This window comes from Anaerococcus sp. HMSC075B03 (genome assembly GCF_001815585.1).
In the GTDB taxonomy this organism is placed as follows: Bacteria; Bacillota; Clostridia; order Tissierellales; family Peptoniphilaceae; genus Anaerococcus; species Anaerococcus vaginalis.
In genome coordinates this window covers 20,010-36,986 of record NZ_KV821183.1, presented here as the reverse complement: position 1 = coordinate 36,986, position 16,977 = coordinate 20,010, and the positions used below count along the sequence as shown (strand labels likewise).

The following is a 16,977-nucleotide window of genomic DNA, read 5'->3' as shown; positions in this document are numbered from 1 at the left end:
GTGGTTCTTTTTTTGAATATTTTTCTTATTTTAAAAAATCATCTAAAATCTATAACTTTTAAATTCTTTTTCATTTTCTTTTTCAAAAGAAAAAGTGAAAGAAGTCCTTTTATAATTGATGTTATTGTCATTGATAGCCAGATTCCCAAAACGCCAAAATATGGTATTAATAAAATTGATATTGGAATTCTTGCTGCATTAAATATTATCGAAATTGCTGATGGCGTTCTTGTATCTGACAAGCCTTGGAAAATTCCTGTAGAGCCTATTTCTAATGCCATCATAAGTTGGCTTGCTGAAAGAATTGCCAAATATTTTGCCCCCAAATTTATTGTTTCCAAATCGCCTGGCACAAAAATTTCAAATAAATAATTTCTAAATGCAAACAAAATAATTGTAGCAATAATTCCAATTGCCCCTACAAGTTTTAGACTTTCTTTGACACCTTTTTTTACCCTATCCATTAAGCCTGCTCCGTAATTTTGTGCTATTAATGATTGAACTACAACTTGGCATCCTTCTGTTGTTTTCCAAGAAATTGATTCGAGCTGACTTCCTATTGAATAAACTGCAACTGGTTTTGGTCCAAAATTTGCCATTAATTTATTTAAAATCATAGTTATTAGAGCGTGAATTCCGCTGATAAAAGCAACGGGAAGTCCTAGTTTAAAAATTCTCACTTGCCATTTTGTTGAAAGTGTAAAATTTTCAAGGGAATCTTTTATTACACCAACTTTTCTTTTCATAACAAATAAAAATATAAAAAATACAGTTGCTTGTCCCGTAACAGTTGCTATTGCCGCACCCCTTATTCCTAATTGAGGAATTGGTCCAAGACCAAAAATAAAAATTGGATCAAGAACTATGTTTAAAACCAAACCAATTGTATTTATTTTAAAAGGAGTAATACTTTCTCCAATCGAATAAAATGATTGGGAAAATATTGGATTTAAAAACACAAAGATATAACCCAAAGCTATAATAGAAATATAAGAATTTGCGTAATCAGAAACTTTCTTTCCCAATTTATAAAAATCGACAATATAAGTTTTGAAAGTCAAAATCAAAATTATGTAAGCAATTGAAGTTACAAAACCCTGAAAATATCCATTTTGAAGAATTAAAGAAGTAAGTTTTTTATCTTTTCTACCGTAAGCCTGAGCTGCATAAACCCCTCCTCCAATTTTTGCAATCAAAGATAAGGCTTCACCAATCCAAGTCAAAAAATATGAAACTCCAACAGCAGCCACAGCATTTGAACCAATCCTACCTATCCAAATCATATCAACCAAAGTGTAGGCAATTTGAACAAAAGCTGTAAGAGTTAGAGGAATTGATAGAATTATCAAAGATTTTCTGATATTCTCTTTTGTTAAATCAATATGCTTTCTTTTTTCCATAGACCCTCCCTATCATCCAATTTAAATCATTTTACCAAGTATATAAAAATTTCTAAAATAATAACTAGTATAATCTCCTAAATTTTACGAAAAATAAATTATTCTGTCAATGTTTATCAAATTAAATTTTCCCAACAAAAAAAGCTGCAAAATTTTGCAGCTTTTCGTTGTATTTTTTAGAATCTTAATGACAAACAAGTTAAACTTCCGTCTATTTTTTTAAATTCATCTGTATTTACAACTTTTACTGGATATCCTAAAGATTCAATGTGTTCAAGAGTTTTTGGATATCCCTTTGGTACCATTACTGTTCCGTTTATATACAGTGAATTTATAGCATATAACTCTTCTTTTTCAACAACATATCTATTAAAGTCTTTGAAAGCTTCAACTTCGTTCATTTTTGCACTTAATAACATGTTATTATTTTCTAAATAAATAACAAAATCTTTTAAATGAAGACCTTCTGTTACTGGTACTGTTGATGTTGTATAACCAAATTTTTTAACTATTTCATCAAATTGTCTAGCACCTTCTTCATTTGTTCTTTCAGATTGTCCAATATAGAAATGTTTTCCAACAAGCATTACATCTCCACCTTCCATTGTTCCTGGAGCTTCGATGTAAAAGATTTGGTCATCATTATAATATTTTTTTAGAGGTTCAATTATTTCATGTTTTTCACCATTACGAGATTCTCTTGGGGAGTTTGTAACTATTGCACATTCTTTCATAACAACAGCAGGATCTTCAACAAAGCATGAATCTGGATATTCTTCTAATGGTTCCAAAACTAAAACATCTAATCCTAATCCTTTTAAAGTTTCAACATACTCAGCATGTTGTTTTAAAGAATCTTCATAGATAGGAGCCTCATCAGAGAACATTCCTGTTGTAATCCCTTCAATCATTGCTTTACAAGGTTTTCTTACTATTGCATTTTTAAATTCTAACATTTTTTCCTCCTAGTTAATAAATATTTTCTCTACATATTCTGATTGACATGACATTAATAAGTTTTCATACATTAAATAAAATTCTACTATATCTCCAACCTTATAATCTATATCGCAATCAGTAATATCCAAAATAGTATGATCACTACTTCCGCCCATAATTTCTATTTTTTTATCTAAAGGGCGTAAGTGCATGCAGTCACCTATATCTTGTCTTCCTACAGCAATTAGAGCACGTTTTCTTATACCTTTGTCTACATATTCTTTTTTATTTCCAAAAGCATCAACAGCTATTGTTCCTATTGGGTGACTAGGCTTTTCATATACTTCAATAACTTCAGCTTTTAGCTTAAAAGCTTCTTTATCTTCTTCAAACATTTCATATTCAAAGCACTCATCTAAATCACTTACATACAAACAGTCTCCCATACGCATTTGAGTTATACCTTCTGGCAAAGCTCCCCTAGCAACCATTGGAAAAGCAGTACTAGCTGCTCCTGAAACAACTTCCAATTTTCTTCCAATTTTCTCTTCAATAAGTTTTGCTTTGCCTAAAAGTTCATTCATTTTCTCTGGTGTTGGCATAATTGATCCATAACATCCTAAATTTGTACCAACTCCCATCAAATGTAATTTGTCAAACTCATTTTCTACTTTTGATGCAACTTCTAGCATCTCATTTTCATCATATATTCCCTCACGTAAATCTCCGCATTCTAACATCAAGATAACGTTGTGAATCTTATTATGATTTTTTGCAGCCTCATTTAATTTTTCAAGAACAACTAGATTTGAATTAAGGCTAATGTCTGCACATTGAACCAATTCATCAAGTTCTGAAAGCATAGGAATTCTTAAATCATAGGTTAAAATGTCTGGATTTATTTCTTTAGCTAACTTTAATTGAGATAGTCTTGATGAAGCTATTGTTTTTATTCCACAATCTATCAAAACTTCTACAATTTCTTTTATTCCATTAACAGCTTTTACAACTCCAACTATTTCTATATTATTCTCATCTGCTATTTTTAAAACATTTTTGACATTGTGTTTTAATTTTTTTATATCAATTTCTAATTCAGGATACATTTTTTCTCCTTATATAATCATTTTAACTATATCATAGTTCTAAGATCTATAGTTCCATTAAACATTAGATATAAACTGATAATAGCTAAAATCAAAATTGCTATTGCCATGATTGGTTCTTTTCCAACCAAGAACTTCTCATTATTATCTTTTCTAACTTTATAATAAATCAACATACAAGGTGCAAACAATAATGATGTAATGATTATATATTGCCATCCTGTTGAATACATTAAGTAAGCCATAGCTACTGTTGAAACAACTCCTAAGAAAGTACTAAATTTAAATCCTTTCTCTATAATGTATGATTGTTTTATCATTGTTAAACTTACGAAGAAGTAAGGAACAAGCATTGTTGTAGATGCAAATAAAGCCATTACATTATATATTGATTCATTAATGATTATTGTTACAAAGAAAGCTTGTTGTATTACTGTTGATAATAACAAACCTTTAACAGGTTGGTGATGTTCATTTTCTTCACTAAACATTTTAGGTACAACTTCGTGTTTTGCAGCTACATCTAAAATTTCACCTGTAAACATACAACATCCAAACCAACATCCTGCTGCTGATAGGAATATTCCAAAGTTCATTAAAACAGCTCCCCATTTACCTACAGCATATTCTAATATGCCTCCTAAAGCAGGAACTTCCATTTTTGCAACTTCAGCTTGAGGAACAACTGCAAATGTTAGCCAGGTAATTAATAAATATATTACAGCAATAACAACATAAGATATTACAATTGCTTTAGATGCATCACTTTTATTTTTTGCACGAGCTGAATAAATTAGAGCACCTTCAATACCTACATAAACCCAAATTGTTGAAGCCATAGCTACATTAATTTGACTTTTAACAGTAACCAAGTTGTTTTCTGCGCTCAAAGCGTTTGTCCAAAAACCTGAGCTTAAAATATCAGGATTAAATGATATCGCTAAAGCAGCAATAAGTACAACTATTGGTATCATTTTTGCAATCCAAATAACTGTATTAACAAGTGAAGCATTTTTTGCACCACTACAGCAGATATAATAAAATACCCATAATAAAATTGAACATAATACCAATGATGCTATGTTATTTCCACCTCTAAATACAGGGATAAAATAACCTAAGGAACTTACAGCTAAAACACCCAAGGAAACATTTCCTACAACTATTGATAACCAATAGCCAGTTGCTGATAAAAATCCTACAAATTTTCCAAATCCTTTTTCAGGGAATGAAAATATACCGGCATCAAGGTGAGGATAATGATCTTTTAAATATTTTAAACAATATACAAATATAGCAAAAGCTACACTAGCGATAGCCAAAGCTATTAATGATGGGCCTGGTGCTACAGATCTAGCTAAGTCTCTTGGTAAATTAAATACACCAGCTCCTACTACTGTTGTTACTGTTAAAGCAACTAAACCTAACAAACTAACTTTCTGTTGATTTGAACTAGTGCTTACATCGTTTTTATCTGTCATAATTAACTCCTTTTAATTAAAGAAAACTTTATAAAGATATGCAGGGTAAGATTTTACCCTACATATCTAAATTACTATTTTTTTTAGAAACGTAATGATAAGCAGCTTAAACCACCGTCAATTTTACGATATTCAGAAGTATCTACTACAAGAACTTTGTATCCTAAATTTTCAACAGCAGCTTGTACTTTTGGATAGCCTTCTGGAACTATAACTGTACCGTTAACCCAAATACAGTTTGCAGCATACGCTTCATCTTCGTCAACTACTATTTTATTGAATGTTTCAAATAGTGGGTTATCAACGAATTCTCCAGCAACTAAAAGGTTATTATCTTCTAGATAATTTACACCAGTTTTAAGGTGAAGAACTTCTTCAAGTGGAACTTGGATAACTGTTTTTCCATATTTTTCTAGAATTTCTTTCATTTGTTTGAAACCTTCGTCGTTTGTACGTGCAGATTTTCCAACATAGAAAGTATCTCCAACCATCATTATATCACCAGGTTCTACCAAGCCTGGTGCTTTGATTTCGTGTACGTTTGTATAGAAAGATGATAACATTTTTCTAAAGTCCTCTAGTTGAGTTTCATCTCTTCTAGTTTCTGCACCTGGTCTTGAAATAATCGCACATTTATCTGTACATAAAGCAGTATCTTCCATAAAGCATGAATCTGGGAATTCATCGTTAGGAGGAAGAACATTAACCTTAACTCCACATTTTGACAAAGCAGCTACATAATTTTCATGTTGAACGAGTGCATTTTTATGAACTGGCTTACCTAAATCAGGATTTGAAGTAATTCCTTCGCTTATGCCTTTACCTGGTATACGTACAATTACGTTTTTGAAATGTCTCATAAATTTTCTCCTTTTATTTAAATATATTTGGATCTTCTAGTAATTGTTTATCACATTTTTATGAATTCGTTTACATTAAGAAGCCCATTAAATTTTAAGTATAGCAGATTATTGCAGTAATAACAAGAGTACATGTGAAATTTTTATCTTGTGAAAATGTTTGTGTACATTATTATTTTTTTCTGTTAATATTTTTAAAGTTTTGAAAATTTATTAAGACTGAACCTTATTGATAATATTTATTATTTATTCTTCTCTCAATTTTTTATTATAAATCGTTCTGCATAATTATTAAATAATTTAATTTTCAGGAAAATTTTTATAATAAAAAATAGCTCTTAAAATAATTTTTAAGAACTATTTAGATTAAATTGTATGTTATCTGTTTTATTATCTAAGTCTATTCTATAATTAATTTTGTTTCAGGATCAAATAAATATGATTTTTCCATATCAAAGGCGAATTTTGTAGTTTCTCCAACTTTTGCCTTGGTTGATGGGCTTACTCTTGCTGTTATTTGATCTTCGCCTAAATCAAAATACAAATAAACTTCTGCTCCCATTAGCTCAAATACTCTAATTTTTGCATTTATTATTGAGCCATCGCTTGCTTTTTCTAAAAAGTCTTCTTCGTCATAAATTGATTCAGGTCTTATTCCAAATACAACTTTTTTTCCTATATAATCCTTATCGATTAATATGTCCGCTTTTTCTTTTGGAAGTTTTAATTTTAAATAATCATTTTCTACGAATACTTCTTCGCCTTCTTTTACGGCTTTAACATCTATCAAATTGATTTGTGGTGAGCCTATAAAACTTGCAACAAATAAATTTTTTGGATGATCGTAAAGATTTTGTGGTGTATCAATTTGTTGAACAACTCCATCTTTCATTACAACTATTCTTGTTCCAAGAGTCATCGCTTCTGTTTGATCGTGAGTTACATAGATCATTGTTGTTCCCAATTTTTGATATAATTTTGAAATTTCAATTCTCATTTGAACTCTAAGTTTTGCATCAAGGTTACTTAATGGCTCATCCATCAAAAATACTTTTGGATTTCTAACTATAGCACGTCCCATAGCAACTCTTTGTCTTTGTCCACCTGATAATTGTTTTGGTTTTCTTTTTAATAGATTTTCTATATCCAAAATCTTTGCTGCTTCTTTTACTTTTTTGTCAATTTCATCTTTTGGCACCTTATTTATTTTTAATGAAAATGCCATATTATCATAAACTGTCATGTGTGGATAGAGAGCATAATTTTGGAAAACCATAGCTATATCTCTATCTTTTGGTAGGACGTCGTTTACAACTTTTCCATCAATTTTTAGCTCTCCAGAGCTTATATCTTCAAGCCCTGCTATCATTCTAAGAGTCGTAGATTTTCCACAGCCTGATGGTCCTACAAAGATTATAAACTCCTTGTCCTCTATTTCCATATTAAAATCTTTTACAGCATGAAAGCCGTTGTCATAAATTTTATTTATATTTTTTAAACTTAAATTTGCCATTTTTTCTCCTTTAATATTAAAATTTACAGGGTAAATTATAATATTATGAATTTATTTCCTATTTTTTTCTATAATTTCTTTCAAAAATTCTTCTTTTTCTTTTAATTTTTCCATTGATTTGAATTTATAAGACCAATTTTTTTCATCCAAGGTGGCTGGTGTATTTATTCTTGCTTCTTTGCCCAAGCCCAAAATATCTTGTAGAGGAATTATTACATATTCGCTATCGCATCTGATTGCAAATTCAAAAAAATTATCGTAAATATTTTCGTTTCTTATGCCGATTTTTTGGAAAAGTTTGTTTATATTTTCTTTTTCTTCTTCGCTTAAATCTTCAAACCAATCCATAATCGTTTTGTTATCATGGGTTCCTGTATAACAAATCGAATTTTCTGGTGCGTATATATAATTTTTTTCAGTTGCTCTTATATCTGTTTGAATTATTACCATTCCTTTTAGGTTAAAATAATCTCTAAGCTCAAAAACTTCTGGTCTTATTTCGCCTAAATCTTCTGCGATAAATTCTACATCTTTCAAATCTTTTTTTATTTTTTCAAACAATTCATAGCCAGGTGCAAAAAGCCATTCGCCTTCTATGGCTGTTTCATTTTTTGAATCTATTACCCAATAAGTATCAAAGGCTCTAAAATGGTCAAGCCTTACTATATCGTAAAGTTTTCCGTTATAGGCAAGTCTATTTATCCAAAAAGAAAAATCATCTTCTTTTATTTTTTCCCAATTATAAATAGGATTGCCCCATCTTTGTCCTGTAGCTGAAAAATTATCTGGTGGAACACCTGCAATTAATTTTGGATTGCCATCTTTTGTTATTTCAAAATATTGTTGATTTTCCCAAACATCAAGGCTATCAAGTCCTACATAAAAAGGAATATCTCCAACAATTTTTATATTATTTTCGTTTGCATAAGCCTTTAATTTCATCCATTGTTTGTAAAAAATATATTGAACAAAAATTTCATAATTGATTTTGTCTTCATAAGGTGTTAAATCGAATTTTTTATCTACAATCCAATTTTTCATCTCATCTGGCCATTCGTTCCAGCTTCTTAAATCATTTTCTTTTTTTAAAGTTATAAAAACGCCATAATTATACACAAAATCAAATTTCAAAAAATCTTCGTAAGCTTTTGTTTGATTTTCTTCAGTTTTTTTAAAATTTTCGTAGGCAATTTTTAAATATTTTTCTTTAAATTTTCTTACAAAATTATAGTCAATTCTTTCTTTTTGCTCTATTTTTTCAGCCCTTTTTTCAAGCAGTCCGTCTTCATATAGCAAGTCTAAACTTATATAAATTTCATCTCCAGCAAAAGAGGAATATGGCTGGTAGGGAGAATTTCCATATCCTAGGGGATTTAATGGCAAAATTTGCCACATATCGAATCCTGATTTTTTGATTATATCTATAAAATCAAATGCAGCTTTTCCAAAATCTCCAATCCCATTTTCTCCATTTAGACTTTGAAGGGGTAATAAAATACCTGCTTTTTTCATTCTAACTCCTTACTAACAATTGGTGCTGTTGTTTTTCCTACAAACAATTCAGCATCAAATTCCATTATCTTTTCATACGGTTTTTTCTTTATTATTTTAAATAAATCTTTTACTGACTCATAAGCAATTTCTGATGCTGGTTGGACTATGGTTGTGATTGGTTTTAATAAATATTTATTTATTTCCAATCCATCAAAACCTGCAACTGAATAATCTTGCGGAACTTTTTTACCAAAATCATCTATTGCCTTAATTGTTCCCATGGCGACTACATCAGATATTGCAAAAATTGCTGTGCATGGAATATTTTTTTTCACAATTTTTTTGCCTACTTCATATCCATGTTCCATGGAATAGGGATTTATTCCCTTTTTTGGATAAAAAATTAATTTTTCATCAAATTCTATCTCATTTTCTTCTAGGGCTTTTTTGTAGCCCATAAGCCTTAACTTTCCTATACTTTGATCTTCAATTCTTGGCGCTATAAAAGCAATTTTTTTATGCCCAATGCTTATCAAATAATTTACTATTTTTTTGCTTTGAACAAAATCATCTACGCCCAGACAAGCTGATTTTTTTATTTTTAAATCTTTGTTTATTATTGTCGTCATTGTAAAAGGAATTCCCAAAAAATTTAATTTTTTTCTATCTTCTACAAAATATCCGCCCAAAAATATTATTCCTTCAGGCTTTAAATTCTTTACAACTTTATAAGCTATATCAATTTCACTTAAATGTTCTTCTACTTTTTGTAGGGCAAAAGTGTAACCTGCTTTTGTTATTTCTTCTTCGAGAACCTTTAACATTGGTGTAAAAAAAGGATTTGTAATTCCTTTTATGAGAACTGCTATTGTTTTTGTTTTTGTAATTTTTAAATTTCTTGCATTTTGATTTGGCACATAGCCTAAATCATCAATGGTTTTAAGAATTTTTTGCTTGGTGGCATCGCTTATTTCTCCACCATTATTTATAGCTCTTGAAACAGTGCTCACACTTACCCCACACATAGATGCTATGTCTTTTATGGTTACTCTTTTCAATTTTTTATCCTTTAATTGCTCCTGCCGCAACTCCTTTAACTATGTGTTTTTGCATTGTCAAATAAAATACTATAACTGGCAACATACTAAGAACAAGCATAGCCATCATAGCTCCCAAGTCTTTGTTTCCATTACTTCCTACAAGCATTTGAATTACAACTGGAATTGTTTTGTATGGAGTACTTACTCCTATTACAAGATATGGAAGAAGATAATCATTCCAAATCCACATTGTATTTAAAATTGCAACTGTAATTGCTGTTGGTTTTAAAATCGGAAGAATTATATAAAAGAAATGTTTTATTGGCGAACATCCATCTATCATTGATGCTTCTTCGATTTCTATTGGTATTGATTTTATAAATCCTGAAAACATAAATACTGAAAGCCCACTTCCAAATCCTAAATATAAAACAACCATACCGATTGGATTATTTAAATGTAGAAAGTCTGCAACTTTTATTGTTGGAAACATAACCATTTGGAAAGGTACTATCATTGAAAATACAAACAAGTAATAAATCACTTGTGTAAATTTATTTTTTACTCTTGTTAAATAATAAGCAGTCATTGCTGATAAAAGTACAACTACAAAAACTGAAATTATTGTTATAAAAAATGACCAACCTGCAGCTTGGAAAAATCCTGTTCTTGCAAGTCCAGAAACATAATTTTCAAGTCCTGCAAAAGTATCTCCTGTTGGAAGTGTAAAAGGAGAATCGCTTATGAAAAATTTTCCTTTAAAGGAATTCATAAGGATAAAGGCAATAGGAAATAGGAAAATCCCAAGTAGAAATAACATTATTACAAACAAAATTGCATTTATGGTTTTTTCTTTCATTATTGTTCCACCTCTTTTTCTCTGGTAAGTCTGATTTGAAGATAGGCAATGGCTGCTACTATAATAAAGAAAATAACCGCTTTTGCTTGTCCAACTCCTTCAAATCCATTTCTTGAAAACATAGTATCTACTATATTCAAAGCTAACATTTCCGTCTTATACAATGGTGCACCTGCTGTTAAGGCAAGGTTTTGATCGTATAATTTGAAACTGTTTGTTAGTGTTAAAAATGTACAAATTGTAATTGATGGCATAACCATTGGAATTGTTATAGATTTTAAAGTTTGCCACTTACTTGCTCCGTCAATTTCTGCAGCTTCTATAAGTGATGGTGGGACATTTTGAAGACCTGCTATATAAATTACCATCATATAACCAATCAATTGCCAATTCATAAGTATTACCAAGCCCCAAAATCCATATTTTTGATTTGCTAAAAGCGTTTGTCCAAATTTTAATAAAAATGAATCAATCATAACTTGCCAAGTATAACCAAGGACTATTCCACCGATTAAGTTTGGCATAAAAAATACAGTTCTAAATAAATTTTTGCCTCTAATTTTTCTTGTAAGAACAACAGCTAGAGCAAAGGCTATAACATTTATAGAAATTACACAAACTATAGTAAATAAAACCGTAAAAACAAAAGCTCTACCAAATCTTTGTCCGCTTGATAAGGCTGTTACATAATTTTGAAAACCTACAAACTCAGAATTAAAAATTGTAGTGAATTTTGTAAAAGAAAGTCCGATTCCAAGTATAAAAGGAATAATAAAAACAATACAAAATACTAAAAAAGTAGGTAATACAAAAAATGGGAAATATTTTTTCAATATTTTTTCCATAAAAACCTCCTTTATGGATTTGTTTTAAAAAAAGTCTGAATGCAGGATTGATTTTTAATCAAGCTAACATACATTCAGACTATTTTTTTCTATCTCAAAGATAGATTAATTTAACCTATAATCTTTTTTGGCTGCTAATTTTTTTATTTTGCAGCAGCTTTTTCATCTTTCCATGTTTTTACAAAAGAATCTTTAACTTCATCCCATTTCATTTCTCCAGATGCATATTGTCCTAGAGCTTGTCCAAAGAAATCTTTGAATGCTTGGCTTGGGAATGATGTGAAGTTCCAATCAATATTGTATAAGTCTTTGTCAGACATATATTTTACAACTTCTTTTGCAAGAGGATCTGATGGTTGATCTTTTTCTTCAAATGTATCGAAAGGTGAAATAAATCCTAAATCTTTTGTTACAAATTCTTTTCCTTTTTCAGAAGTAAATAACCAAGTTAAAAATTCTTCTGTAGCTTTTTGATCTTCTTTGCTAGCTTGTGAATTTACAGAGAAGAAGTTTTCTGTACCAACACAGATACCTTGTTTTTCTTCGCCTTTAACACCTGTATAAATCGGCAAGAATTTAATATTTTCTTCTTTTACTTTGTTTCCAGAAACTTCAGAAATTTGGCTCCAAGCCCAGTTACCATTTTGAACAAAAGCAGCTTTTTCAAGAGCAAATTCAGCCATAGAATCTGTAACAGCTTTTCCTGTTAAAGCATTTGGATCAACTGTAGAATTTTTAATATAAAGGTCAAAAATATTTTTGTAATTATCAGCATATTTGAATTTAACTTCATCCATATCTTTTACCTTATTATCTTTATATTCATAATAAATTGGTAAGTTTGCTAAGTGAGTTTGCCATCTCCAATCTTCACCTGGTTTTAAAGATGTAGAAGCAAAAGCTCCATCGATGCCAAGCTCTTCTTTTTTAGCTTGCATATCTTCAGCAACTTCTTTTAATTTTTCAAAGTTTTTAATTTCATCAACACTTTTAATTTTTGCACCGTCAAGGCCTATATATTTTTGTAAAATTGCATCGTTGTAGATAATTCCATATCCTTCAACTACATAAGGAATACCAAATACTCCTTCTCCATCCTTAACAGCAAGTTCTTTGTCGATAAGATGTTTGTAAAGTTCAGAATCTTTCAAATCTTTTGTGTAATCTTTCCAATTTTGGTAACCAACAGGACCGTTGATTTGGAAAAGAGTTGGTGCATCCTTTTTAGTAATTTCTGCTTTCAAAGTAGATTCATAAGTACCACTTGCAGCAGTAACAACTTTTACAGGAACACCAGTTTCATCAGTATAAGTTTTTGCGATTTTGTTCCAAACTTCCTCAACTTCAGGTTTAAAGTTTAAATAATAAACAGAACCCTTTGCACTTTCTCCGCCTCCTGCATTAGAATTGCTGTTATCAGCATCATTTTTTTGTCCACAAGAAGTAAGAGCAAGAGAAGATGCAAGCACTAAAGCAGTTGTCAATAACGTTTTCTTGAATTTCATAAAAAATATTCCTCCATTTTATTTTCCAACTAACCAAAAACATTTATAAAAAGAAAACCCTAAAAATCCCTCTATTAATATTTTTTTAGAATTTTTCAATTTCTTTGCATTTAAAAAAAATTTAAAGCAAACAGTTTTCGGTATCGTTTCCGTAAATTCACTATATCATATTCCAAAATAAAAATCAAGATTTTTTTTGAAAAAATTTAAAAAATTTAAAAAAATAAAATCCTATAATTCCAAAGACTAAAAAAGAAAAATAAAATTTTTTAAAAATTTTTTCAAAAAAATTATGAAATTTTTTATAAAAATAAAAAATATTAATCAAAAAAATAATGATTTCCCTAAGACTTTTACTTCAAATTATTTTATCCAATAAAAAAAGACCATAAGGTCTCAGACTATCGGCAAAGTATACAAATCCTCATGCTAAGAATATCATACGGAAAAAATTGATTTGATTTCAAATTTAAAAATCCGTCAAAAATCGCACTGTTTGAGCATTAGCGAGTTTACGATTTTAGAATTTTGAAATTTAAAAATCAACAATTTTTGGAGTCAGATATTCGTGCTTGAGGGTTTGTCTACGCTCCGAAACCATAAGGTCTTTTTACAATTTATTAAAAATAATATCCAATACTCATAGTAATTGGAAAAGCAAGTATTAAAAAAATATTTAAAAACGATAATATGATATTTCTATTTTTTATAGAAAAAAGCATTCCAATTATTCCCAAAATCGGGCAAATAAATATAGTCGCAAGTCCTAACGGCCTTAATCCATTTCCCAAAACAAATTCCAAACTATCAACTGGCAAAAATATTGCAACAACCCATATTACAATTCCCAAAATAAAAATTGGTACTTCAACTTGTCTTTTCATATCTCCTCCTAAATTAAATCGCGAAAACTTGTAAGCATTATAGCGCCAAAACCAAGTATGGTTAAAAATCTAAAAACAAATTCACTTTTTTTAAGTTTTTCTTTTTTTATAAAAGTTTTATAAGTCAATCCAAATAAGATCATTGTCGAAAATATAGCGTTTGGTCCGCTGGTATTTAAATTTTTCACCCATGATATTATCATGACAAGAATATAAGAAAGACTTGCTCCTATAATTTGAAAATTTCTTGTCCTATCTTCCATATTTCTCCTTATTATTTTTCAAACTCAAATACTTACTCTCTCTTTTAAATTTTTACCCCAATAAAAAATATTAAATCCAATTTTATAATATAAATTTTAAAAAATAATTATATTATTTTCTTTAATAAATTACACAAAGCAACTAAATATCTTATTTTTGCAATAAAAAAGGAGCTTGCGCCCCTTTATCTACTTTTTTCTATTTTTTTCTGGCAAATATTTCCAGTATTTTTTTGGCATATTTTCTATCATTAGTTTTTTATTTTTTCTTTCTTTTATGGCTATGGCATCGTAGAATCCTATCCATAGATTTTGAAAAAATTCTTCCTTCTTACTTTCTTTTATATCAAGATTTAATATTTCTACAACTTCAAAATTTCCATAAATTGATACAAAAGCCTTGTTTCTATTTTTGTCGTATATTACAAATTTTTCCTTTGGCATTCTTTGTAAAAAATGTCTGGACAAATCTTCTAAAATATCGTTGTGGGATTCATATTTGGCAAACAAAAATCCTTCTTGGATTTCCTTAAATCTCAAAAGCCCCTTAAAGGCATGAGCCTCTCTGCTGTAATTTTTTACCATTTTATTAAATGCTATGGCGTATTTGTTGGTTGATTTTATAATTTTTTCTCCCTTTAAAAAAGAAAGTTTTATTAATCTTGCAATTATCGTGTCCTTATTTTTATAATCTGATTTAAAGGCTATTTTTATATCATAATAAAATTCTTTGGAAATATTTTTCTTTATGGAATCTTCAACTCTTTTTGCTTTTTCAAAATTTGTTTTTATATATTTTTGGTCAAGAAAAGAAATTTGGTCTTTTTCACTTTCTATTTTTACTTTAAAATTTTCCTTGTATGATGTAAAAATTACCGTCAAGAATCCTTCAAAAGTTCCGTCATAAACTATAATTTTCATATTTCACCCAAAAAATGATAATTGCTCAAAAGATTTTGGATCAGAAAGGCTCATCCTCTCTTTTAAATCTTTTTGGTCTTTGACTTTTAAACCTTGATACTTGCCATTTACAGTTATAAAATTTCTGGCTTTTTTTACAGAAATATTTAAGGCTTTCAAATGCCAATATTCAAGTTTTCTGTATTTTCTTGCATTTACAACTTTTCTTGCAGAAGTTATTCCAATTCCTGGAATTTTAATTAAATCATAAAAGCTCGCCTTGTTGATTTCCATCGGAAACTTCGAAATATTATTTATCGCCCAATCTGTTTTGGGATCTATTCTTAAATCAAAATTTTTATTTTTCTCATTTAATAAATCAGAAGATTTAAAACCATAAAACCTCAAAAGCCAATCAGCTTGATAGAGTCTATGTTCTCTCAAAAGTGGAGCTTTTTTTATATCTTTTGTAAATTCACTTTTTACAACTGGAACAAAAGCTGAATAAAAAACCCTTTTTAATGAATAATCGTCATACAAATTTTCCGCCCTACTTACAATGTCAAAATCACTTTCCTCATCTGCTCCTATAATCATTTGGGTTGTTTGTCCTGCCGGAAGAAATTTTGGAGTATGCTTGTATAATTTAATCTCATTTTTCCTTTGGACAATTTTTTTATTGGCAAAATCCATAGAAGATTCGATTGCCTTTATAGATTTTTGAGGAGCTAGAATTTTTAGAGATTTTTCTAGAGGAAGTTCCACATTCACACTCATCCTATCAACCAAAAGTCCCATTTTTTTAACCAAATCAGAATCAGCGCCCGGTATTGATTTCATGTGAATATAGCCATTGTAATGATATTCATTTCTCAAAATATCAGCGGTTTTAATCAAAAGCTCCATTGTATAATTTGGATTTTTTATAACTCCAGATGATAAAAATAAACCCTCAATATAATTTCTCTTGTAAAAATTAATAGTCAAATCAGCAACTTCTCTTGGAGAAAATTCCGCTCTCTTTGTGACATTTGATGACCTATTAATACAATATTCACAATCGTAAATGCACTTATTAGTAAATAAAATTTTTAAAAGAGAAATACATCTGCCATCCTCACTCCACGAATGACAAATCCCAGCAAGATGCCCATTGCCCAATCCTTTTGAAGAATTTTTTCTACTAGAACCCGATGAAGAACAAGACACATCATACTTGGCAGCATCCGTCAAAATTTTCAATTTTTCTAAAGTATCCATAGCCTACTCCTTTTAGACTCTTAATGTCTTATTATTATATAAGATTTTTTTAAAACTTTCAAGAAAATATCTTCAATAAGCTATTTGACACAAAATATTTTTTAACCTATTATAAAGATAAAGCAAAAAAGAAAGGAATATATTATGAAAACAAATCTATTAATAATAATAATTTTACTTGCAAGCTTGGTTGTAAACATCCTACTTTTAACAAAATACAAATTTGGCGACAAAAGAGATGCCGAAATTTTTAATTACACATCAATCCACACCCTTATAGCCTTTACAATCTACCTAGTTCTAGAAATATTTTTTTCATTGATAAGTAAAAAATCAAGTCCAGATTCCTTTACAAATCTTTTTATAATTTCCTTTTTGTTCTTGGTAAATCAATTAATGTATAGGAAAAAAATCAAATAATTTAAAATGAAATAAAAGATTAAAAATAAACACAAAAAAATCGACTTTAAACTTTCTTTACAATTTAAAGTCGATTTATTTTATATGTCCACTAGCACAGGATTCTATTTTTGGTTCAATCACTCTTATGTCCTTTCTTTTTTCATATTTCTATATTTATATATTAAATATCTTAGCACATTGACAGTTTTTGTATATTTTTTTATTT

Annotated in this window: 16 protein-coding genes; 1 reads left to right on the top strand and 15 read right to left on the bottom strand. The window is 29.2% G+C overall.

The genetic code is table 11. The annotated features are described in order from the left end of the window. Positions 1-38: 38 nt before the first annotated feature. From HMPREF3045_RS04305 to HMPREF3045_RS04235, 15 genes are all read right to left on the bottom strand, one after another. Entirely contained in the window at positions 39-1,400 is a 1,362-nt protein-coding gene (locus HMPREF3045_RS04305; RefSeq protein ID WP_070737199.1) for an MATE family efflux transporter, read from the bottom strand. A gap of 176 nt (positions 1,401-1,576) precedes the next feature. Continuing rightward, positions 1,577-2,356 (bottom strand): dimethylarginine dimethylaminohydrolase family protein, encoded by a 780-nt coding sequence (locus HMPREF3045_RS04300; RefSeq protein WP_070737198.1) that lies wholly within the window; start codon positions 2,354-2,356, stop codon positions 1,577-1,579. Between the two features lie 9 nt (positions 2,357-2,365). Further along, on the bottom strand, positions 2,366-3,445 hold the full coding sequence (locus HMPREF3045_RS04295; protein WP_070737197.1) for an alanine racemase: 1,080 nt from the start codon (positions 3,443-3,445) through the stop codon (positions 2,366-2,368). Positions 3,446-3,471: 26 nt separating this feature from the next. After that, the gene (locus tag HMPREF3045_RS04290; protein ID WP_070737196.1) at positions 3,472-4,926 is read right to left on the bottom strand and encodes an amino acid permease; all 1,455 of its coding nucleotides are present in this window, start codon (positions 4,924-4,926) and stop codon (positions 3,472-3,474) included. Between the two features lie 83 nt (positions 4,927-5,009). Then, the gene (locus HMPREF3045_RS04285) at positions 5,010-5,786 is read right to left on the bottom strand and encodes a dimethylarginine dimethylaminohydrolase family protein (RefSeq protein WP_070737195.1); all 777 of its coding nucleotides are present in this window, start codon (positions 5,784-5,786) and stop codon (positions 5,010-5,012) included. A gap of 400 nt (positions 5,787-6,186) precedes the next feature. Then, positions 6,187-7,299, bottom strand: a complete 1,113-nt coding sequence (locus HMPREF3045_RS04280; protein ID WP_070737194.1) for an ABC transporter ATP-binding protein — start codon at positions 7,297-7,299, stop codon at positions 6,187-6,189. Between the two features lie 51 nt (positions 7,300-7,350). Continuing rightward, positions 7,351-8,811 (bottom strand): 4-alpha-glucanotransferase, encoded by a 1,461-nt coding sequence (gene malQ, locus HMPREF3045_RS04275; RefSeq protein WP_070737193.1) that lies wholly within the window; start codon positions 8,809-8,811, stop codon positions 7,351-7,353. Continuing rightward, positions 8,808-9,851, bottom strand: coding sequence for a LacI family DNA-binding transcriptional regulator (locus tag HMPREF3045_RS04270; RefSeq protein ID WP_070737192.1), 1,044 nt, complete (start codon positions 9,849-9,851; stop codon positions 8,808-8,810). The genes malQ and HMPREF3045_RS04270 overlap by 4 nt, the downstream gene beginning before the upstream one ends. Before the next feature lie 4 nt (positions 9,852-9,855). Continuing rightward, complete coding sequence (locus HMPREF3045_RS04265; protein ID WP_004839659.1) at positions 9,856-10,692, bottom strand: carbohydrate ABC transporter permease; 837 nt, start codon at positions 10,690-10,692, stop codon at positions 9,856-9,858. Beyond that, complete coding sequence (locus HMPREF3045_RS04260) at positions 10,692-11,537, bottom strand: carbohydrate ABC transporter permease (protein WP_070737191.1); 846 nt, start codon at positions 11,535-11,537, stop codon at positions 10,692-10,694. The genes HMPREF3045_RS04265 and HMPREF3045_RS04260 overlap by 1 nt, the downstream gene beginning before the upstream one ends. 143 nt (positions 11,538-11,680) lie before the next feature. After that, positions 11,681-13,042, bottom strand: coding sequence for an ABC transporter substrate-binding protein (locus HMPREF3045_RS04255; protein WP_070737190.1), 1,362 nt, complete (start codon positions 13,040-13,042; stop codon positions 11,681-11,683). A 620-nt stretch (positions 13,043-13,662) separates the two neighbouring features. Further along, entirely contained in the window at positions 13,663-13,926 is a 264-nt protein-coding gene (locus HMPREF3045_RS04250; RefSeq protein WP_070605586.1) for a hypothetical protein, read from the bottom strand. Between the two features lie 8 nt (positions 13,927-13,934). Continuing rightward, on the bottom strand, positions 13,935-14,189 hold the full coding sequence (locus tag HMPREF3045_RS04245; RefSeq protein WP_070737189.1) for an ion transporter: 255 nt from the start codon (positions 14,187-14,189) through the stop codon (positions 13,935-13,937). 189 nt (positions 14,190-14,378) lie between these two features. Then, the gene (locus HMPREF3045_RS04240) at positions 14,379-15,110 is read right to left on the bottom strand and encodes a TIGR03915 family putative DNA repair protein (RefSeq protein ID WP_070737188.1); all 732 of its coding nucleotides are present in this window, start codon (positions 15,108-15,110) and stop codon (positions 14,379-14,381) included. 3 nt (positions 15,111-15,113) lie between these two features. Further along, on the bottom strand, positions 15,114-16,349 hold the full coding sequence (locus HMPREF3045_RS04235; RefSeq protein WP_070737187.1) for a putative DNA modification/repair radical SAM protein: 1,236 nt from the start codon (positions 16,347-16,349) through the stop codon (positions 15,114-15,116). Positions 16,350-16,493: 144 nt separating this feature from the next. On the opposite strand from HMPREF3045_RS04235, the gene HMPREF3045_RS04230 reads away from it, so the two are divergent. Beyond that, positions 16,494-16,769, top strand: coding sequence for a hypothetical protein (locus HMPREF3045_RS04230; RefSeq protein ID WP_019119033.1), 276 nt, complete (start codon positions 16,494-16,496; stop codon positions 16,767-16,769). Positions 16,770-16,977: the final 208 nt, after the last annotated feature.